This window comes from Pseudomonas sp. MWU13-3659 (genome assembly GCF_023757525.1).
GTDB classification, from domain to species: Bacteria; Pseudomonadota; Gammaproteobacteria; order Pseudomonadales; family Pseudomonadaceae; genus Aquipseudomonas; species Aquipseudomonas entomophila_E.
Map to the genome: position 1 here is coordinate 284,446 of NZ_JAMSHW010000004.1, position 22,452 is coordinate 306,897.

Here is a 22,452-nt window from a genome sequence, read left to right on the forward strand (position 1 = left end):
GGGCCGGGAGGCTGTCATGGAAACACAAGCAAGGGCGAAACTGCGGGCCTGGATGCATCGACCACGGGGTAGCCTGGGGTGGATCGTGGTCATTCTCGCGTTGCTCGTCGTGGCCTTCGCCTATCAGTGGTTGAGCCCGAGCTGGCGCCTGCCCATGCAACACCCACTCGTGCTGTTGGCCTTGCTGGCCTTGTGCTTGGCGTTGGGGTGGGTTGTGCAGCGTGGCGTTAAGCGCACGGTCGGCAAGGCCATTTTCAATGGTCAGTCCACGGGCTGGCAGGCTCGGCTTGCCTTTCTGCGCTCGATCATCCAGGAGTCGAACGTCCTCTTGGGCCTGTTACTGTTCCTGGCGTTGCTGGGCGGCGGTACCCTTTGGCTGGCGGGGCGCTCGGTGGACAGTATCGTGGAACGTTGTGCCGCCAACCTGCAGGCTCAGGTGGCCTCATCCGAGGATGAGCAGCTCACGGCATTGCTCGGCAAGCCGGTGTGTACCTGCATGGCGCAAACATTCCTTGATCGAAATGGGTTGATTCGCCTGGCCTTGTTCGAAACGCCGATGCGGGAAGTGAGCGCATACAAGGCGTTGACGGCGGACGACGAGCAGCGTTGCCTCGAGCAGTTCGACTTGCTGCCTGAAGCAGCCCCGGCGACGGCGCCTTGAATGGCGGGAGTGCCTGATAGCGATCTAAACGACAGGCGCACGTCGTGCACGGGAGGTTCCCATGTCACAGACGCCGAACGGAGGTCGTGAGGCGAAAAGCGGGTGGGGCAGCGCGGTGGCTGCCCCCGGTGCTGGCGCAACGGCGCTTCAGGTCAGGTTGTAGCGATGGATGACTTGCGTCGGGTCATCCGGGTCGGTGCTGGTGGTGAACCCCGCCGCCTTGGCCAGGCCGTGCATTGCCTGGTTGGCGGCTGAGTCGATCGAGTACATCTGCCGCAGGCCTTTGGCCCTGGCATGATCAGTCAGGTGCTTGAGCAACAGGCGACCCAGCCCATGGTGCTGCCAGCTGTCGAGCACCGTCACGGCGCATTCGCATTCATCCTTGCCGGTAATGGAGGCGTAACGGGAAATGCCCACTTCTTGCAGCTCGCCGTCCACATGGGCGAGGGCGACGTAAGCGGCTTGTCGGTCCTGGTCGACCGCCATCAACTGGTCGAGCATCGCCTCGCCAGGCTCCTTGATCTGGCACAGGAAGCGAAAGTGCCGCGATTGCGGTGACAGCCGTTCGATGAAGGCCCTTTCCCGCTCCCGGTCCTTGGCTTGCAGCGGCCTGATCAGTACATGGGTGCCATTGTCGAGCGCTTCGATCCAATGCTCGCCCTCAGGCTTGGGAAACGAGGGGGCGGCGTATTGGCGGGAAGGTTCTGTGGGTGCCATTGAAGTAATCCTCGTGTGTGGGGAACGAACTAGGGAGGTTCAGTTTCGACGCTCGGCCCTGCGCGCACTTGATCGTTGTCAATTCCCCGGTCGCCAGCCGCTGTCATTGGTCAGGCGGGGACCCACAGCGGATCGTCCAGGCTCCTCAATGACATGGGCATTCAATGCCCGTTCGTCGGGGTTTTCGCCGCTCGCAGGGGCGACCACGAACAGCTTTCCAGGCCGGGCGTTCCCAGCTCGCGAGCGACGGGGCAAGCAGCGCTGCAAGTGGCGTGACCCTTGGTCGGAGTGCTCTGAGAGGCCTGGTCGAACCGGCTAATTTGTATGGATACCCGCGCGCGGAACAGCGGAGGCATGTCCATGTCAAGCTCACTGGATACGGGGGCAAGGCCCCAGGTGAAGTGCCTTGCGTGTTCGTTGAGTCGGCTTTGCCTGCCCGCCAGTCTCAGTGCCGACGAGGTGGACAAGCTGGAGCGAATCGTGCGCCGTAACCGCCCTTTGAAGAAGGGCGAGTATCTGTTCAAGGCCGATGAGCCAATGGAGCATGTGTTCGCTCTGCGCTCAGGGGCCATCAAGAGTTTCCTGCTCGCTACCGACGGCAACGAGCGGGTCACCGGTTTCGTTTTGCCAGGGGAGATGCTGGGGCTGGACGCCATCGGTGCAAAGTATTACCGGAGCTATGCAGTGGCGATGGAGGTTTCGCTGGTGTGCTCCATCAGGTTGGATCAGCTCGTCGAGCTGTCTGGGCAGATCCCCGGTTTGCGCTACCAACTGTTGCATATGCTGAGCATGGGAATCCAAGGCAAGGACGAGCACTTGCGTTGCTGTCACGGGCGAGCCGAGCAGCGGCTTGCGATCTTCCTGCTCGGCATGTCGGCGCGTTATCACGAACGCGGCCTGCGCGCGGACGTCTTCAACCTGCCGATGTCCCGTGGCGATATCGCCAACTACCTGGACCTTACCCTGGAAACCGTCAGCCGGCTGTTCAGCCGCTTCACCCAGGCAGGGTTGGTGCAGTGCGGCGGGCGGGAAGTCCGGCTGGTCGACTTTCAAGGCTTATTGAAACTTAGCCAGGTGGAGGAACCCACTTGAGCGCTGCCAAAACCCTGTTGTAGCGTTGAACCGGCCCACCCAGAGAACATTGATCCATCGAGTTTGGCCGAGGCATATGGTCAGTGCGCAGCCAGATGCGCTGTGGTGCGACTCCTTTTTGCCAACAGATGCGCGCCGCTTGCCGGGCTATCTGCACCGGCGCGCAGCAGTAGACCGTGTCTGGTCTGAACGCCTGCAGTTGATGTGTCAGTTGCATCCACCCGCTGAGGCAGTTGCGCGGCGCCGTCGTTTGCCCGCGAAGCATCGGTCGGCATTCAGAGGGCAGGAGCTCCAGCGGCAAGCCGTCGTGCAGTAAGCGCACCTGTACCCAAGGCAGCCAGCAGTGGATCTCATCGAGCATGCACAGCAACGCCAATACCCCTTCGCCACGGGTGATCGCCAGCAGCCGTGCGCTCTGCAAGGGCACTGGCCAGGCGCTGCCGAGGGGGCCTGAATACCCCAGTAGTTCGCCTGGCTGCCCCAAGGGGTGTGCGCTGTGGGTAGCCACCATGAACCGACCGTCCACCCCAGGCAGGCTGACGTAGTTGCATGCCCAGCGCTCGCTACGGTTGGCCAGCAGGCAGTACTGGCCTGGCATCGCCTCGCTCAATTGTGCGCCGCACAGTGCCAGGCGCAGGCATTGCTGAATGCCCGGGCCGGGTAAGGTTTCCAGCAAGCGGACACTTTTGCTGTCGTCCCGCTCCATAGTTGCCTCGATCTTGTGTGGATTGACCGTGCTGTTTCAGGCTAAGCGTCCGCCAGAGCGGGACTTTGATCAGGGTCAAACCGACAAGCGATGGCGGCAGGCCACTGACTGATTTACGGTGACGCGCAGACCTTCGGCCTGAACCTCTGTGCTGCGCTTGACGGCCTGATCGCACGCTGGGCGAGCTTGATAAATGTCAGGCTGCGGTAAGTGGCGATGTCGATACTGGGGGTGTCCAAGACATGTACGAGGGCACCAATATGCAACGCTATCTGCTTGCCGGACTGTTCAGCCTGCTGCTGGCATCGGCTTTGGGCTGTACCCCTTGGCACGCTGAGCAATATGACGCGCGCCTGGAGTCAGCCGAAAACAACGCGGCTACCGCTCGGTTGCGGGCCGACCAGGTGTGCTACCGCATCGACCTGGTGGAGCAGACCGCCAACGAGGCGCTGCGCAGAGCGACCCAGGCCCAGGAACAGGTCCAGCGTTTGCTCCAGCAGGCCAAACGACAGCAACCGTTGTTTTCTGCTCTGGCCTGAACGGGAGGGCATACCATGTCCCATGGCAAAATCCTGTTTTGCTCCGCAGCGCGGGAGAAAATCCTCAGTGGTGCTACCCAGCTCGCCAATTCCATATCCTGGTGGTGTAAGTCCATGCGCCGGGGTCACGGGCCAGAGCCCCTGTATGCAAGCAAATCAGCGACCAAGGTGCTGGTATCGACAATCTCCAGCTGCGCCATGCAGCGCAAGGGCAGGCGAAAGGGCGCGATGCTGTCGGCCACCAGTACCCGTTCGAACGCACCGCTGTCGAACAGCTCACCACCGGTGGTGAACAGGCCGTGGGTAGCAGCGGCCAGCATGCGGCTGACTCCAGCCTGCCGGCAGGCTTGGGCCGCGCGTAGCAGCGTCTGCCCCGTGCTGATCAGGTCGTCGAAGACGATGGCGGTGCGGCCAGCCACGTTACCGACCAGATGGTCGCCGCTCAGGCCCGCCTGCTGGCGGTGCTTTTCCATCATGGCCACCGATACCGGGCGCCCCAGCAAGTCCGCCAAGACCAGGCGAAACCGCTCGGCGCGCTTGATGCCACCGACATCCGGCGAGACGACCGTGACCGACTGCTCGCCGAGCAACGGGGCCAGCTGTTGGGCGAACAACTGGGTGCATTGCAGATTCCAACTCGGGATCCGGTAGGCGTTGTCAAAAGCGCTGGGGTTGTGCACGTCCAGCGCCACTATGCGGTCGACGCCGCAGCTTTCCATCAGCCGCGCTACATACCGGGTGATGGTAGCGTCCTGAAACTCCACCTTGCGGTCCTTGCGGCCATAACACAGGTAAGGCGTGACTGCGGTCACCCGGTTGGCGCCGGCGTCCTTGAGCGCAGCACAGAAGAACAACAAGCGGCACAGCTTGTCGTGAGCGCTGTGGTGCGCGTCACCAAAGAGCGAGTGAAAGACGATGACCGATCTCCCGTCGACCGATTCGCCAGGCCAGCATTTGTGCTCGCCGTCCTCGTAGTCGCGCTCTTCATGGGCCGACAGTTTCCAGCCCAGGCGTTGCGCGACGGCATTTCCATAGGCCTGGCTGCCTTGCAAGGCGAACAGCATCGGCGGTGTGTCATTCATGCCCGGCGCTCCCGAGGTCGTTCACAGCAACCGTTCAACCGTGGATGGCCAGAATGCTGGAGTGAACCTTGTACAGGGTTTGCTCGGTCGTACTTCCGACGACCTTGCTCACTCCCCCGTGGTAGAGCGTGCCCATCACCACCACATCGAAGCCATGCTGGTTCGCGTATTCGCTGACCACGTTACGGGCAGCGCCTCGCACCAGGTGCAGGTGATCTGGCTTGATGCCGTAGTGGCCGCCGAACGTCGCCATGCGCTCGCGCGCGCGACCGGACATTTCCTCGACCAGCTTGTCAGTCCAGGCCACGGGGGCGGCGGCATAGGCAACGAAGCTGGCGCTGGGTTCATAGGCCTGCAGCAGATGCAGTTGTGCCTTGCATCGTTGTGCCAGTGCCTGTGCCGATTGCAGGATTTGGCCGTTGAGCTTGTCGATCACAGGGTCGTGCTCGATCAGATCGACGGCGACGAGTATGCGCGCTGGCAGCGCGGTTTCAGCCAGGGCCACCAGGTGCAGCGGGATCGGGCAACGGCGCAGCAATTGCCAGTCCAAGGGTGTGAGCAAGGCACGGCTCAAGGCGGTTTCGTGCTTGATGTCCTTGATCACCATCTCCACCCGGTGCAGTTGGGCCAACCGGATCAAGTCCTTGAGCGGGTCTTCATCGTCCAGTGTCTCGGCGTAGGCGGTAATGCCCAGTTCGCCCAGCGCCTTCACCTGGTCGGCGAGCCAAGCCTTGCGGTGCTCGGCGTCCTGCTTGCGGGCATTGCTGCGCAGCACCTGGTCCAGTGTGGCCAGGCGTGAGGGCAGCTGGCTGAGCACCACCAGGTGCAAGGTGGCGCCTGCGGTGCTGGCCAGCGCCTGAGCACGCGTCAACGCAGGCGAGGGGTGCAGGTCTGGATGGCAGATCAGTAGCAGTCGCGGGTAAGCGTTCATGATGGCCTCCACGGCAATGGCAGCCTCGATGAAGGCCCACCGGTTCAGGCCAAGGGTGACGCAGTGGGGCTTGATGGCCTTGATATTTATCAAGATTGGCTGAGCGGCAGCTTCGATGACCTTCCCTACGGGCAACGCTACTTCATCGAGTCGAATCAGGCGGTGTCACGGCGCGGCCGTGGCGAATCACTTCCACGCAGAAATCCGCTTCGAAAGGCGGCACATGGCATGAACGCCAGGGCCTGATGCGCCATGGTACGCAGCACGCTATCGAGATCTTGTTCGTCATACAGGCGAACGCCTGAGGGAGCGGGGCGGTTCACGATTCTTTTCCATGGCAGGCCAATAGACATTGGCAAATTACGCCGCCGTCGGCAGCTCGACTTGATAAAAGCCAAGTACAGGTCAATTCCACTATCAATTCGCACCGTCTCATTCTGGGGCCGTATTCATCTAGAGCACATCCGCTAAGATAAAATTTGTTCTTGTCTGTAGTTCGAAAATGGAGCGCTGAGATGCTCGTTGATATGGCTGTCTTCACGCCGTGGTCGGCATTGGCAGGCGGGGCACTGATCGGTTTGGCCGCTGGGCTGTTCGCCGTGGCGAACGGGCGCATCGCGGGTATCAGCGGTTTGCTCGGCTCGCTGCTGCAAAGTGGTGGAGAAGGGCGCGACGAAAAAGTGTGCTTTTTGCTGGGGCTTACTGCCGCGCCACTTTTATGGCAAGTGTTCTTGGCAATGCCCCAGGTTCATTTCAGTACGGCGCCCTGGTCGCTGATGGTTGCGGGACTGCTGGTAGGCCTGGGTACCCGCTATGGCGGTGGCTGCACCAGTGGCCATGGTGTTTGTGGCCTGTCGCGCCTGTCGCCCCGTTCGGCGGTGGCGACGCTGTGCTTCATGGCGGCTGGTTTTGCCACGGTCTTCGTAGTTCGGCACCTTCTGGCGGGAACGTGAAATGAAACGGATCAGCGGTTTCATCGCGGGGGTGCTGTTCGGTATGGGGTTATTGCTGTCCGGGATGACGAACCCCGCCAAGGTGCTGGGTTTTCTCGACCTTGCCGGGCAGTGGGACCCATCGCTGGCGCTGGTCATGGTAGGTGCCATAGGTGCCGCGCTGTTGCCTATGACCTGGGCGCGGCGACGGACCTCGGCCTTGCTGGGGGGAACGATGCAGCTGCCTGCCAGGCGCGATATCGACCGTCGACTCGTCGGCGGGAGCCTGGTCTTCGGCGTCGGTTGGGGACTTGCCGGCGTGTGTCCGGGCCCGGCGCTGGTGTTGCTCGTTGGCGGGTACTGGCAAGCCTGGCTATTTGTGGCCGCGATGCTTGCCGGTATGGGGTTGTTCAATGCCTTGGAAGCGATTCGCAGCAGTCCTCAGGGCGGCAGGTGAACCAGATGTCAGTCCACCTTAATCCCGAGCGCCTGGTGCCGGAAAAGATCCCCGACTTCGGTGGGCATACACCGACGAAGCGCCCGGGCCAGCCCGTCGAGTGCGCCCCGTTGTACGTGCTGCTGGCCAGCCAGGAGTCGAGCTACATCACCGGGGAGGTGTTCGGCGTCACAGGGGGGAATCCACTGCCATAGGGCAAAGTCGAATAAACCTTGGCCGCGCCGCGCAGTCAGTCCTTGTAAGAGCCCCAAATATAGGCGGGCCAGGGAGGTGGCTGATGAAACTCGTCTGCCTGCTGCGCGGCTGCCAGTGGCGTAGCTTGCTGGCCCGGGAAATCGCCGGGCTTCACTGCCAGTGCTGCGAACGCTGCGGCGCGCTGCGCTATAGCCAGCCTGGCCAACCGTTCGACGCGTAGGAGCCGACCATGGCCCGGGCAATCTGGAAAGGCGCGATCAGCTTCGGCCTCGTGCACATCCCCGTCTCCCTCAACACCGCCGTGCGTACCGAGCGCGTGGATTTCGACTGGCTCGACAAGCGCAGCATGGAGCCGGTGGGCTACAAGCGGGTGAACAAGGTGACCGGCAAGGAGATCGACAAGGAGCACATCGTCAAAGGCGTGGAGTACGAGAAGGGCCGCTATGTGGTGATCAGCGAGGAGGAAATTCGCAAGGCGCGGCCTGGGGCGACCCAGACCATCGATATCTTCTCGTTCGTCGAGGCCGGGGAGATCCCGCTGCAACAGTTCGACACCCCTTATTACCTGAGCCCCGACCGGCGTGGCGGCAAAGTGTACGCCTTGCTGCGCGAGACCTTGCATAGCACTGGCAAGGTGGCCCTGGCCACAGTCGTCCTGCACACCCGCCAGCACCTGGCCCTGCTGCGCCCCCTGGAGGATGCGCTGGTGATGATCACCCTGCGCTGGCCCGAGGAGGTGCGTGGCCTGGAGTCGCTGGAACTGGACAAGAGCGTGACCGACAGCAAGCTGGACAAGCGTGAACTGGACATGGCCAGGAAGCTGGTGCAAGACATGAGCGGGCCATGGACACCCGACGAGTACCATGACGCGTTTCGCCAGACCATCCTCGACCTGGTGCAAGAGAAGGCCAGCAAGGGCAAGATCGAGACCGTGGACAAAGGCGAGGGTGCGCCAGCAGAGAAGGGCGCGGACATCATCGACCTTACCGAACTGCTCAAGCGCAGCCTTGGTGGCAAGGCCAAGGCGAAGAAACCGGCGGCCAAGCGACCGCGCAAAGCGTCATAGTGTATTGCCCTGTCATGATGGCAATTGCCCCTCCAGTCCCCTCAGGTAATCCCCGAAGCCCTGGCGAACCCGGCTGTCCCGGCGACTGCTGGTGGCCACGCTGTGCGCCGCGGTCCAGACGATCTGCGCGCCACTGGCCTCGAGGGCCAGCACCAGTTGTACATCTTCGTGGGCCGGCAATGGCTGGAAGCCGCCGACGCGCTCATAGGCCTTGGCGCACACGCCCAGGTTGGCGCCGTGGATATGCCGATGCCCCTCCTGAGCCTGGTATCGGCTACGGTACAACCGGCGCAGGGCGGCGCCCTGCCAGGGCTGCCAGCGCTCGATGTGCACGGTGCCGCAGACCGCGTCGGCGTGCCCAGTGACAGGCCAACAGGCCGCCGTCATGGCTCAGGCAGGCCACCGATTGCTCGATCACCTGCAGCCACTCGGTGGGGGCCAGGTAGTAGCCGATCTCGCTCAGCACGATCAGGTCGAACTGTCCGCCCGGCCAGTCGCCCGGCAGGTGCCCCTGTTCGACGCGGGCATGGCTCACGCCCGCCAGCCGCTGACGGGCCAGGGCCACGGCGGTGGCGTCGATGTCCCGACACACCAGGTCGGCGCAGCGCTCGGCCAGCAGGACGCTCAGTTCACCGTTGGCGCAGCCCGGCTCGAACACGCGTTCGTAGCCCTGGCGAGGCAGGCTGGCCAGGGCCAGGTCGCGCTTGCGTCGTTCGTACCAGCGAGTACGAAAGGCCCACGGGTCATCGTTGCCGACATACAGGTCGGCGAAATACTGCGCGTCGAGGCTCATGGCGACTCCATTGACAGGAAGACCAGTTCGAAGGGTTGCAGCAAGCAGGCCTGCAGCTGTTCGGGCAGTACCGGCGGATGATCGCCATCAGGCTGCAACTGGCTGGCATGGGCGGCCAGGGCCTCACGCTTGCGCGCCAGGCGCGCTTCGTCGAGCGGCAGGCGATGGGCACGGGACCAGGGCAGGCGCGGATCGTCGGGAGCGGCCCAGTGCCAGGCCCACACCGGCACCTCGGCCAGCTGCGCGCGGCGCGCCTGGGCCGCCCTGGCGCAGGCGCGGCCGGCCGCTTCATGATCGCAGTGCCCATCGCCGCGCCAGGTGGTCAGCAGCAGGTCATCGGGCTGGAGCAACTGCTCCAGGTGCGTGACCAGGAAGGCTTCATCGCGGGGCAGGGCGCCGTCCTTGAGGTTGAGTCGTCGCCACTCGATCCGGTTGAGGTCCAACTCCAGCGTTTGCAGGGCATGGCGGCTCTCCAAAGGGCGCTGATGGCGCAGACGGTGCTCTGTCCATTGGCTGGAATGCGGATGGCTGGCCTCGCCGTTGGTGGCGGAAATCAGCACCAGGTCCTGTTCCCGGCCGTGGAAGCTGGCCAACAGGCCGCCGGCCATGAGGATTTCATCGTCCGGGTGCGGGGCCAACAGCACCAGCCGCCTGCCGGGCGGGCACAGCCGAGCGGGCGTCAGCCAGGTGGCACGGGCCAGATGCGCGGACTGCTGCCAGGCGCTCCATGGTGTGCCGGTGGCGGCCTGTATCAGGTTCTGGCTCATAGCTGCCATGCGCCTGTTGGCCTGGCGGACAGTTGCCGGCCCAGCTCGGCCAGGTCGCGCTCAGCGTGACTTTGCCGCAGGTACACCGGCAGGTCGGCGCTGAGCCGGGCGAAATGGCTGCTGCGGCAGAACGGCGTGGCGCCCAGCGCCCGGCCGACATGCTGGATGACCAATTCGACCGCCTGCTCGACCTGGGCGCGGGTGCGACGTACCTCGAAACTGGCATCGTCCTGAGGGTGCCGGTCGATCCATGCGGCGCATTCACGCAGGGCGGCGCGGGCCCCGAGCAGGGCGGCATCGACAGCGCCCAGGTGGGCATCGGCGTGCGGGTCGGGCCGGGGTTTGCGGCAGTGGTCGCGCAGGTAGTCCGCTAGGGCTTCGGCCGCGCCGTACCAACAGGCGGCGATGCCCGCGCCACCGTGCCAGAAGCCTGGGCGGGCCAGGTACTGGCCGGGCTCGCCGATGGCCAGCCCCGGCGAGTCGTCGAACGCGATGGCGACACTGGTGGTCGCGGCCATGCCAACGGCCTGCCAGTGGTCGGCCTGGACACACTGGCTGGGGTGGGGCAGCTCGATGGCCACCAACTGCGGCTGGTCGTCAGCCCAGGCGGTCAGCAGCGCGCGGTCGATCTGCAACGCCCCGGAACACCAGGCCTTGCGGCCTTGCAGGCGGACCTGCTCGCCGTCCCGGGCGACGATGCGGGTGCGGGCATCCGGTGGCTCCGCCGCCCACACGCCCCAGATCCCTTCGCCGGTATGGTGGACGGCGCCGCATTCGGCGAGGATCGCCAGGGCGTCGGTATGACCTTCATAGAGTTTGGCCAGGCTGAGATCGTAACCGGCGACCCGCGCCAGGGCCCGCCAGCGTTCGAGGGTGCGGCCCTGGCCCGGCAGGGGCAGCAGGTCGAGGTGATCGGCGTGCAGCGCATGCAGTAATTCCGGCAGCAGGGTGTCGAGGTTAATGGTCAGCGGTCGCGCGCCGAAACGGCGCAACAGGCGGTCGAGGCGGGTCAGGTCAAAGTCCTGGGCGATGCTCATGGGCCAGGCGCTCCTTGGGTATTCTTCCTCCAGCCACGCAGGTTCATGGCGCACAGGCAGAACTGCAGGATGATCAGCGCCCAGGCCTGCACCTGCCAGCCCCAGGCCACCCACAACACATTGCTGCCGATGAAGCAGCAGAAGCCGATGCGTCTTCGGCGCGGGAGGCGCGAGCCGATACACCATGCTGCCGCGACGGTCAGCAGCATGGCGGGCCATTGCAGCAGATCCACCACGCGTTCCATCAGTCGATCCCCAGCTGCTTGCGCATGCGCACGGTGATCGATTGGCGGGTTCCGGCCATTTCGGCCCACGGGTCGTCCACCTCGGCAAGCCGCGTCAGTAGATTGCCCATGTTCCATTGGTTGGCGCCTTTGAGCTGGGTCAGTTCCTCGCGCCAGATCGGCACGGACACCGGCAGGCCCTCACGGGCGCGCAGCGAGTAGGCAGCGACGGTGGTGGCACCCCTGCCGTTGCGCAGGTAGTCGATGAAGATCCGCCCGACCCGGTTCTTCGGCCCGGACACGGCACTGAGGCGATCGGGGAACAGCCCGGCCATGTGCTCGACCAAGGCATGGCTGAAGTCCTTCACCTCGTCCCAGCCGGCGCGCCGGGTCAAGGGCACGACGAGGTGCATGCCCTTGCCGCCGCTGGTCTTGAGAAACACCTTCAGGCGCAGCTCGTCGAGCAGGGTGAGGGTCAGCTGGGTGGCCTCGAGCATGGCTTTCCACGGCAGCGCCGGATCAGGGTCGAGGTCGAGGACGAAACGGTCGGGCCTGTCGAAGTCCTTGTCGGTAGCATTCCAGGTGTGCAGTTCGAGCATATTCATCTGCACCGCGCCCAGCAGGCTGTCGGCGCGGTTGAGCACCATGGCCGCCTGGCCGGCCTGAGCCTTGCTGTAGCTGAGCATGTGGGGGATATGCAGCTGGCCGGCGTTTTTCTGGAAGAACAGTTCGCCGCCCAGGCCGTCCGGCGCCCGGACCAGGGCTACAGGCCGATTCTTGAGCTGTGGCAGCAGCCAGTCGGCAACCTGGGCGTAGTACTGTGCGACCTCGCGTTTAGTGGTACCGGTGGTTGCGTCGATCACGCGGTCGGGGTGGGTCAGGCGCAAGCTGCCCAGGCCCTCGGGTTGAGCCTGTACTGCGCGCTTGATGGGCATCGCTCGTTCCAGGTCGATGGCGGAGGCGGGTTTGTCGTCGCGCAGGCCATGGAACACCGCGTGGCGCAGGATGCCTTCGCGGGTCATCTGGGCATAGGCGACTTCCGCCAGCAGTTGCGGCTTGAGCCAGTGCACGCCGCGGGCTTCGGCCCCGGTGGGGGGGCTGGCCAAGGGAGGCTTGGCGGTCTGCAACGGCTTCAAGCGGGCGAGAATGCTGTCCAGCGTGGCGGCGCTGAAGCCGGTGCCGACCTTGCCGGCGTAGCGCAACTGGCCGCTGTCGTGATCGTGCAGGGCCAGCAGCAGGGCGCCGAAGCCATGACGGCTGCCCTTGGGGTCGGTGTAGCCGACGATCACGAATTCCTGGCGCTGCTTGCACTTGAGCTTGATCCAGTCGCTGCTGCGCCGGCCGATGTAGGGGCTGTCGGATCGTTTGCCGATCAGCCCCTCGAGCTCCAGACGGCAGGCGCTGTCGAGCAGCGAGTCGACTGGCTCCGTGAAGTCGGCGGAATACCTCAGCAGCGGCGAAGCGTTGTCTTCCAGCAGCTTGGCCAGGGTGGCGCGACGCGCCAGCAGCGGCAGCTCGCGCAAGTCCTCGTCTCCCAGCCAGGGCAAGTCGAACAGGTAATAGGTGATGCGTTCGTCGTGCTCGGTGTCGAAGGCGTTCTGCAAGGCCTGGAAGTCGGCCACACCGTTATCGCCGAGCACCACCATTTCGCCGTCCAGCCATGCCGCGTCGAGCCCCAGTGCCCTGAGCGCCTTGACCTGACGGGGCATCTTCGCGCTCCAGTCGTGGCCATTGCGGGTGAACAGGCGCACGTCGTCACCGTCGATGCGCGCCAGGACCCGGTAGCCATCGAACTTGACTTCGTAGCGCCAGTCGCCGCTGGGCGGGGAGTCGACCAACGTGGCCAGTTGCGGCTGCAGCAGCTCCGGCAGGGGCTTGCGGCCGGCCTTGCGCCTGGCGGCGGGTGCCTTGGCCGGGCGCCGTGGCGGCAGGGTGCGCTCGCTCAGCACGCTGTCCGGCAGGGCCTCGACGACGCTGTAGTCGGTTTCACTGCGTGCTTGTCCGTCATGGGATTTGACCAGCATCCATTGCTCTTTCTTGCCGGCCAGGTGGGTGCGGAACAGGTTCCAGACCCCCGATAGTTTCTCGCCCTGCAGGCGAAAGCGCAGTTTGCCCTTGGCATAGGCTTCGCGCGGGTCGCCTTCGGGTTCCCAGACACCCCGGTCCCAGACGATGACATCGCCGGCGCCGTAATGGCCTTCGGGGATGTGCCCTTCGAAGTTGGCGTAATCCAGCGGGTGATCCTCCACATGCACCGCCAGGCGTCGGACCTTGGGATCAAGGGAGGGCCCTTTGGGGATCGCCCAGCTCTTGAGGGTGCCGTCGAGTTCCAGGCGGAAGTCGTAGTGCAGGTGACTGGCATCGTGCTTCTGGATGCAGTACTGCAGCGCATGGGCCGAGCGGGGGCAGGCGCGCTTGCCGGCTGGCTCGGGCGTGGCATTGAAGTCGCGCTTGCGCTGGTACTCCTGCAGGGGCTTGGCCATGGCGGGCTCCGGGAGGGTTCGCGGGTCTCAAGATTGTGAGGCGGCGGTGCTGCGCGGAGTTCAAAAAAAGGCGGGGAGGGGGCTGAAAGAAACTCTGAATCATTATGGGCAGTTATTTCCCCGGCCGCGTGCGGTGTTACCGGGGGCTCAAAGCGCGCTCCCCATTGTAATTGGCACGACCGGGCCAAGACGTGGATCAACAACATTCAACCCGCCAGTGCCTTGATCAACTGCTCATTGAAGGCCGGGATATCTTTTCGCCGGGATCGTGCGGCACTTCATCGATATAAGGGTCCGGGTGGTTGGGGTCGATCATGGGCTGTTACCTCGTCAGAGAGTTCGCGGCCTTGTATCCCGCCAGTACCGGAATTGTTCAATACGATCCCCAGGGCGAACGCTGTCGCCCTGGTTGGACTCCCGTCGTAATTAACGTTCCTTATCCATGCCCTGGTCTTGGTCGCGTTGTTGACCACCGACTTTTCCCGTATCGGAAAGGTTATCCCTGTCGTCAGGCTGCTCCATCGATTGCCCACCTTGCCGCCCGGTGTCCTGAGACTGTGCCCAATCCTTGTCGGTCTTGTCTTCAGGGCGCTGGCCGCTCTGCTGACCGCCTCTCTGCCGATCGGTCATGTCGCCTGCCGAGCCGTGGCCCCCTTGCTGGCCGGCGTTGCCCACGTTGGTATCGGCGTTACGGTCGCCGCCCTTGTCTTGATTGTTAGCCATGATGGCTTACCTCTGGTCGAACACAGGAAGGTCTGTGTTCAGTTGTGACTGGGCCGTCAGTCATCGCACTGCAAAGATTCTCGGATTTTCGGACCAGTTGCCTGAAGTTCCGCGGGGCAAACATTTAGTGGGTGAACAACAGCAGTGCAGAGTGTGGCTTGTGCGGCCGTACCTGGGGGCCGCCTTACCCAATAAGGCATGAGCCGGGGGGAAGTCGGCACAGTGGTCGATTGGTGCAATAACCTTCATCATTGCCCGGAGCATGAAGGCAATGCCGATGGAGAAACGCATGACCCGCCTCGAGTCCCCCCGCGACGACGTTGAGTCAGGCCTTCCAGGCTTGAGCGCCTTGATCGCCCGGCACGTCCCAAGCGCAGGGGACCTGGTCACCCGGCTACCGGCCCTGAGCCTGCACCGTCGCGCCTCACCCACCGAGCCGATGCCCTGCATCTACGGTTTGGGCCTGGGCGTGGTGGCGCAGGGCAGCAAGCAGGTCATGCAGCAGCGCGCCGTGCTGCATTACCAGGCGGGGCAGGGCATGTTGACCAGCATCGACCAGCCCGTGGTGTCCCAAGTCGCGCTGGCGTCACCTGCCAAGCCCTTCCTGGGGCTGATGCTGACCCTCGACCCCAGCCAGGTCATGCGCACGGTTGAAGACCTGCAACTGCCAGCGCCACCGAAGGCCGGCACTCACCAGGCCATCGTCATCGCCGAACTCGACAGCGGCGTGGTGCGTGCGCTGGAGCGCTTGCTCGGGTTGCTGGACGAGCCTGCGTTGTTCGACCATCTCGCCCCGCTGGTACAGCAGGAGATCATCGTCAGGCTGCTGGTCGGCGAGCAGGGTGTCGCCCTACGTCACCTGGTTACCGCCGGCTCGCCGATGCAGCAGATCGCCAAGGTGGTCGCCTGGCTGAAGCAGCACCTGGCCGAGCCGATGCGTATCGACGACCTGGCCGAGCGGGTGCATATGAGCCCCTCGACCTTCCGCCAGCATTTCCGCGAACTGACCGGCGTCAGCCCGTTGCAGTTCCACAAGCAACTGCGCTTGCAGGAGGCCCGGCAATTGATGCTCAACCAGCACATGGACGCAGGCCAGGCCGCGGGACGGGTGGGCTACGAGAGTGCCTCGCAGTTCAGTCGCGAGTACAGCCGAGCCTTTGGCGCACCGCCGCAGCGGGATGTGCGGCGCATGCGCCAGCAAGGTTGAATGCCTCGCATAACCGCCAGTGCGCCTGATGCTGGGGCGCGATGCCTACTCGACCTGGGAGTCGGCCCTCGCCAGGCGGGGCTGGCCAGTTGACCAAGGGCTGCAAGGTGTTCGCCGCAACCCTTATAGCGCCTATCAGATCGAGCGCCGCGCGGGCGGCGCATCGCGGATGAATCCGCTCCTACACCTATTGCAACGTGACCATGCCTGGCCTGACAGGTTCGGTACATGTAGGAGCGGATTCATCCGCGATGATCTCACAGGCGCTACTGGACCATCGTAGCCCTGCGTAATAGGCAATGTGTCGAGGGCGTTGGCGTAAGTCTTTCAGCATATTGATGGCACTAAAATTATTGTTGTACGCGGTCTGGCGGGGACGGTTGCTGGTCCTTGTTACTTTCAACTCTCCTTGAAACGTGCAAGCAAGGAGTTGGATTAGGCAAAAATCCCCGCCACCACATTCCTATACTGGCCTCCAACGAACGGCAAACCCTCGTGGAGGCAACACCATGCAAGACGTCCAGTTCAACAACCGCAACATCGTGATGGCCGGCCACCTTTACCTGCCGAGCGCATTCGATAAAAGCCAGCAGTACCCTGCGATCATCACCGTCCACCCAGGTGGCGGCGTCAAGGAGCAGACCGCTGGCACCTATGCCCGTTTGCTGGCCGAACAGGGCTTCGTCACCCTGGCCTTCGATGCCTCCTACCAGGGTGCCAGCGGCGGCGAGCCGCACTTCCTCGATGAGCCAATGAACCGCGTGGCCGATGTGTACAGCGCCGTCGACTACCTGACCACCCTTGGCTTCGTCGACGCCCAGCGCATCGGTGTACTGGGGATCTGCGCCGGTGGCGGCTTCGCGGCCAAGGCGGCTTCGGTAGACCGCCGCATCAAGGCGCTGGCCACCGCCAGCGCGGTCAACGTCGGCACCGCCACCCGCAAAGGCTGGGAGGGCAAGGGCTCGATCAACGACCTGCTGCCGGTGCTCGACGCTCTGGCCGGCCAGCGCACGGCTGAAGCGGCCGGTGCCGCGCCGGTCTACGCGCCTTATGTGCCGCAACTGGGCGACACCAGCGCGCCCCGCGACCTGCAGGAAGCCGCCGACTACTACCTGACGCCCCGCGCCCAGCACCCCAACGCGCAGAACAAGATGCTGATGAACGGCCTGGGCGCCTGGGTCGCCTTCGATGCCTTCGACCTGGTCGAGCAGTTGCTGACCCAGCCCACGCTGGTCATCGCCGGCAGCGAGGCCGGTTCGCTGTGGCACAGCCAGGAGCTGCACGCCAAGGCGCAGGGTAAGAAAGAGCTGGTGGTACTGGACGGCCTGGCGCACATGGACCTGTACGACGGTCCTGGGGTCTACGGCCATGGAACACCTTGTGCCGTTCTTCCAGGCCAACCTCTGATCACTCGCTACGCCCTGTGCATACGATCTATCTGGAGAAACCCATGAGCGATATCACCATCAAGCACGTCCGTTACCAGAACCTGGGCTGGGAGACCGCTGCAGACCTGTACCTGCCGCCAGGCTTCGACCCTGCCAAACAGTACCCGGCCATCGTCAGCACTCATCCGATCGGCAGCTGCAAGGAGCAGACCTCGGGCAATGTCTATGGCGCAGGCCTGGCCAGGGAGGGCTTCGTGGTGATCGCCTTCGACGCCAGCTTCCAGGGCGCCAGCGGCGGTGAGCCGCGCTTCATGGAAGACCCGTCGATCCGCGTGTCCGACATCCGCTACGCCATCGACTACCTGGTGACGCTGCCCTACGTCGACCCGGCACGCATCGGTGCCATCGGCATCTGTGGCGGTGGTGCCTACACCGTGCATGCCGCCATCACCGACCACCGCATCAAGGCACTGGTCTCGATCACCGGGGTCAACTTCGGCCGCCTGATCCGCGAAGGCTTCAGCAATTTCCAGCCGGTTGCGGCGCTGCAGGCCATGGCCGCCCAGCGCATCGCCGAAGCCCAGGGTGGCGCGCGCAACGTGATCAACTACCTGCCGAACTCGGTCGAGGAGGGGCGCCAGGCGGGCATCACCGATATCGACGTGCTCGAAGCGACCGACTACTACAAGACGCCGCGCGGGCAGCAGCCCAACGGTGCCACCAGCGGCCTGTTCTCGTTCAACAGCGCGGCGTTCGGCTGGGATGCCTTCCTCAACGCCGAATCGCTGCTGACCCAGCCGCTGCTGGTGGTCATCGGCGACAAGCCAGGCGCTTTCGGCGCGTACCGCGATGGCTGGGAAATCTATGGCCGGGCGGCCTCCACCGACAAGCAGATCTACGTGGCCGAAGGCTGGTCGCACTACGACCTGTACGACAAGCCCGAACCCGTCGCGTTGGCCATGGCGCAAGCCGTACCTTTCCTGCGCAAGCATCTGCAGTGATGCCCTCGGCTGACCAGCGCTCCCTGCGCTGGTTCGCCCGTCTAGCGAGTTAGCCCATGAACGCGCCTTTCGAACCGTTGCGGCCGTCTTTTGCCGACAGCCGCGCACTGGCCCAGGCCATCGCCCGCATCGCGCCCTCGGACGGCGACTACGAGACGGCCATACCCGGCCTGACCCTGCACCGCCGCCGCGCCGTCACCCAACCCATGCACTGCATCTACGGCCTGGGGTTGGGGATCACCGCCCAGGGTCAGAAACAGGTCGTGCTTGGCGAGCAGGTCCTGCGTTTCGGGCCGGGCCAGTCATTGCTGAGCGCCGTCGACCTGCCCGTGGTGTCCACGGTGGTGGAGGGCAGCCACACCGAGCCGTTTCTTGGCTTGATGCTGCACCTGGCGCCCCAGGAGATCCTGCACCTGGCCACCGAGCTGCGCCTGCCATCGCCCACCCGCGACTGCGGTTTCTGCTCGCTGGCCGTGGAGCCCGTGACCGAGGGGTTGCTGGATGCCGTGCTACGCCTGGTGCAGTTGCTGTCCGACCCGGTGCTGCTGCCGTACCTGGCCCCGCTGATCCAGCGCGAGATCGCCTACCGCCTGCTGACCCGGGCCCCATGGCGCGCAGCTGCGCCACCTGATCAACCAGGGCGCGCCCAGCCAGCAAATCGCCGGCGCCATCAACTGGCTCAAGCGCCACTTCGCCGAGCCGCTGAACATCGAGCAACTGGCCGCCAGTTGCCACATGAGCCCTTCGACATTCCGCCAGCACTTTCGCACGATCACAGGCTCCAGCCCGCTGCAGTACCAGAAGCAACTGCGTCTGCAGGAAGCCCGCCAGCTGATGCTCACGCAGAACCTCGATGCCAGCGTGACCGCCGCGCGGGTCGGCTACGAAAGCGCCTCGCAGTTCAGCCGTGAATACGCCCGGCTGTTTGGCGAGCCGCCCCAGCGGGATATCCGCCGCCTGCGCCTGAACTGAACCACTGCCTTTGCCGACATGCACGAAATCGACAGCGCCCCAGCCCTGGTGGAGGTGGCGCTGGGTCGCGTGCAGTCCCGGCATTGATCTGGCGAGCTGATGCTCGTTTTTGATGTTCACCGATCAGGCCCCGCGCCATTCGCGGGGCCGCAGGAGGATTGGTATGGATAAGGAATTGCAAACCCCGTGCATCACAAGCCCCGCAACCACAGGCGTCGGACATTTCGCTGATGCCTGTAGAGGAGGGCAGCCTTCTGGTGGATTCAGATAGCCCTCTGTGGATGCACGAGGAGGTGCTGAAGCGGGCCCGGGCATTTCGCTTCGAATTTGGTTACGACCGAGTACAGTGGGAGGGCTCCGCATCCAAAGCCGGGCCTCCAGAATGGCGTGGCCACTTGTTCATAAGCGATGACGGAGCCATCGCCGGCGCCTGTGGCTTTTATGCCGAGGATGAAGTTTCCTGGGAGCTGCATTGGATCTGGCTGGCCCCGCCTTATCGACGACACGGTCTCGTAAAAGCTGCCTGGCCGGCACTGATTTCCCGTTATGGCGACTTTGATCTTGAGCGCCCGATCCAGGATGCGATGTATGCGTTCATTGCCAAGCATGGTTCGCCGCGGCAGGTCGAGCGGCATCGCAAACCGATTCAGTAGTAGCGAGGCCACTGCCCCCAGATTTGGTGCCTTCATTTTGGCTTGCCCAGGAGTCAGCAATCATTACTCTCGGCTGTGAACCCAGCTGGCGCTGGGCTTCTAATCGATTAGGTCAATGACGAGGGACTGGTAATGGTTGATGAAGTAATTTCATCCCAGGCGGAGATTACTGCCCTCAAGGAGGAGCTCAATCGCTACAAGTCGCTCAACCCTTCGGAGCTCCTGGCTGAGACCGCCGGCCATTACCTGGTTCAGCACGGCATCAAGAACTACTTTGGACATGTGTTCGACATGACGCTTGATGCCAGTGGTGAGCAGCTCGAGGTCGTTGTGACGACACGAAGGGTCGGCGCAAAGTCGCCTCAAGACATGCATAAGGAAGCGGAAGCCGAGTGCCGACGACTCAAGACCTTGCTCGAAGAGCACCATGAGGCTTCCCACCAAGCTGCAGGATGTGAATCGACCCTGAAGCAGCTTTTGGAGCACGCCCGGGCAGGATCAATCAGCTCGGCCGTTTCCATCGGATTGATTGAGGAGGCCTTGTGTCGCGATAGGGCTGCGCCGTCCTGCAGAATTGCCGGGGCCGCTTTGCGGCCCTTTCGCGGCACGAGGCCGCTCCTACAGGGAGCGCGCCAGACTTCAAGTTGCCACACCGTTACAGCAAGAACGTCTCACGCCGCTCTTCGAACCCTTGCAGCTCGCCATGCTCGAGCAACTGCCTGATCCACGGCCCAAGCAAATCCTGGGGGCTGTCCAGCGGTGCCTGGCGCAGCGCCAGCGCGGCGAAGCGCTGGCGGTTGGCGCTGAGGTTTTCCAGAATCGCCCGGTCCTGCTTGAGGATCACCTTGAACAGCGCCTGCAGCACCCCGCGCTTGAGCCAGGCCGGGGCCCGCCCACGGGCGGTGGCGATGCGCGCGAACAGCCGCAGTTCGCCCTCGGCGGCGGGGCTCAGCCAGGCGCTGACCAGCAGGTTCAGACGCCCCTGGCGGTCGCGGTACTCGATTTCGGCCAGCCCCGGTAAACGGAAACGGCCCATGCTCAAGCCGCGCTCGCCTTCGAGCAGGCGCGAAATCAGCCCTGACTGGGTACTTTCATCGCTGTACTGCGCCTCGACGCCATCCTCCAGCCGGTGCACCCAGGTGCTGATGCGCTGGCGTTTGCGGTCGTGGCGAATCCAGCCGGCATGCACGAACGGGGTGTGAAAGCCGTCGAGGAAGTTCTCGGCGGCGTCCTGCAAGGTGCAGCGCACCTGGTCGCTCATCCAGAACAGGTCCAGCGCCTGGGCCTGCTCGGCGGGCGCCACCGGCGCTGCTGCCGGGGGCTCGGCGTCAAGGCTCGCCCACACCAGCCCGTGGGCTTCGCAGCTGTGCAGGGCTTGCAGCAACGGCTGGCTGCAGGCCTGCTGCTCACGCCCGGGCAGGTGGCTTAAGCGGCCTTGCGGGTCGAAGCGCCAACCGTGGTAGGGGCACTGGATCTGCCCGTCACACACGCGGCCGGCGCTCAGTGCGGCGAAGCGGTGCGGGCAGCGGTCGGGCAGCACCGCAGGGGCGCCGGTGGCGCCTCGGAACAGCACCAGCGGCACGCCGTGCAGGGTGCAGGCCAGGGGCTGGCGGCGCAGTTGCCGGTTCAGGGCGACGGGCCACCAGCCTGCTTGAATGTTCACAGTTTGAGCTTCCTCATCAGGGGCACGCCGAGGCGTTGCAGCAGCACCGCCAGTACCCGCCACACCAGGCGCCGGCCGAACGGCAGGTGGGCCACGTACACCAGGCTGTACTCGATCTGCGGCTGGCCGCCACGCAGGCGTTTGAACGCCGCGGCGCCAGAGCTGAAGTTGAGCACCTGGCGGCGGTTAACCGCCTCTTGCAGGCACAGCCGGGTCAGCTGCCGGTACAGGCCGGCGCGCTGGGGCAGGGCGGTGTCGTAGCCGACGATCGGCGTGCTCAGCAGCGCGCTGTTGGCGAACCAGCCCAGGGCGCCGTCGATGCGCCCCTCGGGGCTGCGCAGGGCGCGCAGCTGCAACCAGCCTTCACGGTGCCCGCGTTGCAGCCAGGCTGCGCTGTAGTGCGGGTTGAGGGTGCTGTATTTTTCCAGGTACAGCAGGTTGTAAAGCTGCTCGATGCGCGTGAAGTCGGCGTCGGCCAAGGCTTCGCCCGGCACCACGGTATACGGGCTGCGCCGCAGCAAGGTGGCGTCCAGGCGGGTGTTGTGGTGGCGCAGGAAGGCCGACTGGTCGCCGGCCCGGCCGTCGAACAGGTACACCTGGCGGCTGGGGATGGCCAGGTAGCCCAGCTTTTGCAGGCGCAGGCGCAGGGCGGGGTTGCTGAAGTCGTTCAGCGAACGAAAGCCAAAGCCATGGTCGGGGAAGGTGCGCCGCAGCAGCGCGGTGATCGCCGGCAGGTCGGCGCCGTCCCAGTCCGGTGGGTACAGGTTGGTGGACAGCAGCCAGTTGTTCACCTGCACCAGCCGGTCTACCTGCGCCGCGCTCAGCAGCTTATCGACAGCTTGGGTCAGGTATTTGAGCGGCCAGGCCAGCCACGGGCGGCGCAGGCGCTGCAGCTCTTCGCGGGCATAGCCGCTGTAGGCGGTCTGCGGCGACACCACGTAGCAGTTGCCTGCCGGGTCGTTGCCGTGGTTGATGCTCACCGGGAACTGCTGGCTGCCGGTATCGAGCAGCGCCAGGGCGGTGCTGACATTGCCGATCAATGCGCCACCGGCGCAGCTGCGCACGTACTGCCGGGCGCTGCTGTCGTCGGGTGTGGGCGGCTGTTGCGTCAATTGCTCAGGCATCAACAGCTTCATGGGCGCGGCGCCCCGAGCGGCTGGCCG

The 22,452-nt window shown here is 64.5% G+C and carries 23 protein-coding genes and 4 pseudogenes; 14 read left to right on the top strand and 13 right to left on the bottom strand.

The annotated features are described in order from the left end of the window. Window positions 1-52: 52 nt before the first annotated feature. On the top strand, window positions 53-661 hold the full coding sequence (locus NGM28_RS08200; RefSeq protein WP_252089739.1) for a hypothetical protein: 609 nt from the start codon (window positions 53-55) through the stop codon (window positions 659-661). 147 nt (window positions 662-808) lie between these two features. Here NGM28_RS08200 and NGM28_RS08205 read toward each other — a convergent pair whose 3' ends face one another. After that, window positions 809-1,378 carry a GNAT family N-acetyltransferase gene (locus tag NGM28_RS08205; RefSeq protein ID WP_252089681.1) on the bottom strand — a complete coding sequence of 190 codons (570 nt, stop codon included), beginning with the start codon at window positions 1,376-1,378 and terminating at the stop codon, window positions 809-811. A gap of 360 nt (window positions 1,379-1,738) precedes the next feature. Here NGM28_RS08205 and fnr point away from each other — a divergent pair, with 360 nt between their 5' ends. Next, window positions 1,739-2,470, top strand: a complete 732-nt coding sequence (gene fnr / locus NGM28_RS08210; protein WP_252089741.1) for a fumarate/nitrate reduction transcriptional regulator Fnr — start codon at window positions 1,739-1,741, stop codon at window positions 2,468-2,470. Here the strand turns inward: fnr and NGM28_RS08215 are convergent. Next, entirely contained in the window at window positions 2,445-3,176 is a 732-nt protein-coding gene (locus NGM28_RS08215) for a ferredoxin reductase domain-containing protein (protein WP_252089683.1), read from the bottom strand. The two genes, fnr and NGM28_RS08215, sit on opposite strands and share 26 nt — an antisense overlap. A gap of 260 nt (window positions 3,177-3,436) precedes the next feature. On the opposite strand from NGM28_RS08215, the gene NGM28_RS08220 reads away from it, so the two are divergent. After that, window positions 3,437-3,715: a hypothetical protein gene (locus NGM28_RS08220; protein ID WP_252089743.1), complete on the top strand. Its 279-nt coding sequence runs from the start codon at window positions 3,437-3,439 to the stop codon at window positions 3,713-3,715. 125 nt (window positions 3,716-3,840) lie between these two features. On the opposite strand, the gene NGM28_RS08225 is transcribed toward NGM28_RS08220, so the two are convergent. Together NGM28_RS08225 and NGM28_RS08230 are read right to left on the bottom strand one after the other, a co-directional pair. Then, window positions 3,841-4,797, bottom strand: coding sequence for a ribose-phosphate diphosphokinase (locus NGM28_RS08225; RefSeq protein WP_252089685.1), 957 nt, complete (start codon window positions 4,795-4,797; stop codon window positions 3,841-3,843). Between the two features lie 34 nt (window positions 4,798-4,831). Beyond that, the gene (locus NGM28_RS08230) at window positions 4,832-5,821 is read right to left on the bottom strand and encodes a universal stress protein (protein WP_252089687.1); all 990 of its coding nucleotides are present in this window, start codon (window positions 5,819-5,821) and stop codon (window positions 4,832-4,834) included. Window positions 5,822-6,243: 422 nt separating this feature from the next. On the opposite strand from NGM28_RS08230, the gene NGM28_RS08235 reads away from it, so the two are divergent. The 5 genes and pseudogenes from NGM28_RS08235 to ku all read left to right on the top strand — a co-directional run bounded on the left by NGM28_RS08235 (window position 6,244) and on the right by ku (window position 8,378). Further along, window positions 6,244-6,681, top strand: a complete 438-nt coding sequence (locus NGM28_RS08235) for a YeeE/YedE family protein (RefSeq protein ID WP_252089688.1) — start codon at window positions 6,244-6,246, stop codon at window positions 6,679-6,681. 1 nt (window position 6,682) lies between these two features. Then, window positions 6,683-7,117: a DUF6691 family protein gene (locus tag NGM28_RS08240; protein ID WP_252089689.1), complete on the top strand. Its 435-nt coding sequence runs from the start codon at window positions 6,683-6,685 to the stop codon at window positions 7,115-7,117. 56 nt (window positions 7,118-7,173) lie between these two features. Next, window positions 7,174-7,311 (top strand): annotated as a pseudogene (locus NGM28_RS08245) (SDR family oxidoreductase); the annotation flags it as partial. Between the two features lie 83 nt (window positions 7,312-7,394). Next, window positions 7,395-7,532: a PSPA7_2676 family Cys-rich small protein gene (locus NGM28_RS08250; RefSeq protein ID WP_252089690.1), complete on the top strand. Its 138-nt coding sequence runs from the start codon at window positions 7,395-7,397 to the stop codon at window positions 7,530-7,532. A 9-nt stretch (window positions 7,533-7,541) separates the two neighbouring features. Then, on the top strand, window positions 7,542-8,378 hold the full coding sequence (ku, locus tag NGM28_RS08255) for a non-homologous end joining protein Ku (protein ID WP_252089691.1): 837 nt from the start codon (window positions 7,542-7,544) through the stop codon (window positions 8,376-8,378). A 12-nt stretch (window positions 8,379-8,390) separates the two neighbouring features. Here ku and NGM28_RS08260 read toward each other — a convergent pair. The 7 genes and pseudogenes from NGM28_RS08260 to NGM28_RS08290 all read right to left on the bottom strand — a co-directional run. Beyond that, window positions 8,391-8,732 (bottom strand): annotated as a pseudogene (locus NGM28_RS08260) (glycosyltransferase); the annotation flags it as partial. A gap of 4 nt (window positions 8,733-8,736) precedes the next feature. Beyond that, window positions 8,737-9,171 (bottom strand): annotated as a pseudogene (locus tag NGM28_RS08265) (class I SAM-dependent methyltransferase); the annotation flags it as partial. Then, entirely contained in the window at window positions 9,168-9,938 is a 771-nt protein-coding gene (locus NGM28_RS08270; RefSeq protein ID WP_252089692.1) for a PIG-L deacetylase family protein, read from the bottom strand. The gene NGM28_RS08270 and the pseudogene NGM28_RS08265, both read right to left, overlap by 4 nt. After that, window positions 9,935-10,975, bottom strand: coding sequence for an acyl-CoA dehydrogenase family protein (locus NGM28_RS08275; RefSeq protein ID WP_252089693.1), 1,041 nt, complete (start codon window positions 10,973-10,975; stop codon window positions 9,935-9,937). Before NGM28_RS08275 ends, NGM28_RS08270 begins: the two co-directional genes overlap by 4 nt. Next, on the bottom strand, window positions 10,972-11,220 hold the full coding sequence (locus NGM28_RS08280; protein ID WP_252089694.1) for a hypothetical protein: 249 nt from the start codon (window positions 11,218-11,220) through the stop codon (window positions 10,972-10,974). The genes NGM28_RS08275 and NGM28_RS08280 overlap by 4 nt, the downstream gene beginning before the upstream one ends. Continuing rightward, complete coding sequence (ligD, locus tag NGM28_RS08285; protein WP_252089695.1) at window positions 11,220-13,682, bottom strand: DNA ligase D; 2,463 nt, start codon at window positions 13,680-13,682, stop codon at window positions 11,220-11,222. The genes NGM28_RS08280 and ligD overlap by 1 nt, the downstream gene beginning before the upstream one ends. Window positions 13,683-14,108: 426 nt before the next feature. Then, window positions 14,109-14,405 carry a hypothetical protein gene (locus tag NGM28_RS08290; protein ID WP_252089697.1) on the bottom strand — a complete coding sequence of 99 codons (297 nt, stop codon included), beginning with the start codon at window positions 14,403-14,405 and terminating at the stop codon, window positions 14,109-14,111. A gap of 289 nt (window positions 14,406-14,694) precedes the next feature. Between NGM28_RS08290 and NGM28_RS08295 the strand changes: the two genes are divergently transcribed. The 6 genes and pseudogenes from NGM28_RS08295 to NGM28_RS08320 all read left to right on the top strand — a co-directional run bounded on the left by NGM28_RS08295 (window position 14,695) and on the right by NGM28_RS08320 (window position 20,349). Continuing rightward, on the top strand, window positions 14,695-15,612 hold the full coding sequence (locus NGM28_RS08295) for an AraC family transcriptional regulator (protein ID WP_252089699.1): 918 nt from the start codon (window positions 14,695-14,697) through the stop codon (window positions 15,610-15,612). 509 nt (window positions 15,613-16,121) lie between these two features. Beyond that, a complete protein-coding gene (locus NGM28_RS08300; protein ID WP_252089700.1) occupies window positions 16,122-17,066 on the top strand; it encodes an alpha/beta hydrolase in 945 nt (314 codons plus the stop codon). Further along, the gene (locus tag NGM28_RS08305; protein WP_252089701.1) at window positions 17,063-18,001 is read left to right on the top strand and encodes an alpha/beta hydrolase; all 939 of its coding nucleotides are present in this window, start codon (window positions 17,063-17,065) and stop codon (window positions 17,999-18,001) included. Before NGM28_RS08300 ends, NGM28_RS08305 begins: the two co-directional genes overlap by 4 nt. Before the next feature lie 56 nt (window positions 18,002-18,057). Continuing rightward, window positions 18,058-18,973 (top strand): annotated as a pseudogene (locus tag NGM28_RS08310) (AraC family transcriptional regulator). Between the two features lie 230 nt (window positions 18,974-19,203). Further along, window positions 19,204-19,626, top strand: coding sequence for a GNAT family N-acetyltransferase (locus NGM28_RS08315; protein WP_252089703.1), 423 nt, complete (start codon window positions 19,204-19,206; stop codon window positions 19,624-19,626). Between the two features lie 132 nt (window positions 19,627-19,758). Next, the gene (locus NGM28_RS08320; RefSeq protein ID WP_252089705.1) at window positions 19,759-20,349 is read left to right on the top strand and encodes a hypothetical protein; all 591 of its coding nucleotides are present in this window, start codon (window positions 19,759-19,761) and stop codon (window positions 20,347-20,349) included. On the opposite strand, the gene NGM28_RS28805 is transcribed toward NGM28_RS08320, so the two are convergent. Next, entirely contained in the window at window positions 20,282-21,289 is a 1,008-nt protein-coding gene (locus NGM28_RS28805; protein WP_252089707.1) for a Rieske 2Fe-2S domain-containing protein, read from the bottom strand. The genes NGM28_RS08320 and NGM28_RS28805 overlap by 68 nt on opposite strands. Then, the gene (locus NGM28_RS08330) at window positions 21,286-22,425 is read right to left on the bottom strand and encodes a hypothetical protein (protein WP_252089711.1); all 1,140 of its coding nucleotides are present in this window, start codon (window positions 22,423-22,425) and stop codon (window positions 21,286-21,288) included. Before NGM28_RS08330 ends, NGM28_RS28805 begins: the two co-directional genes overlap by 4 nt. Window positions 22,426-22,452 lie beyond the last annotated feature (27 nt).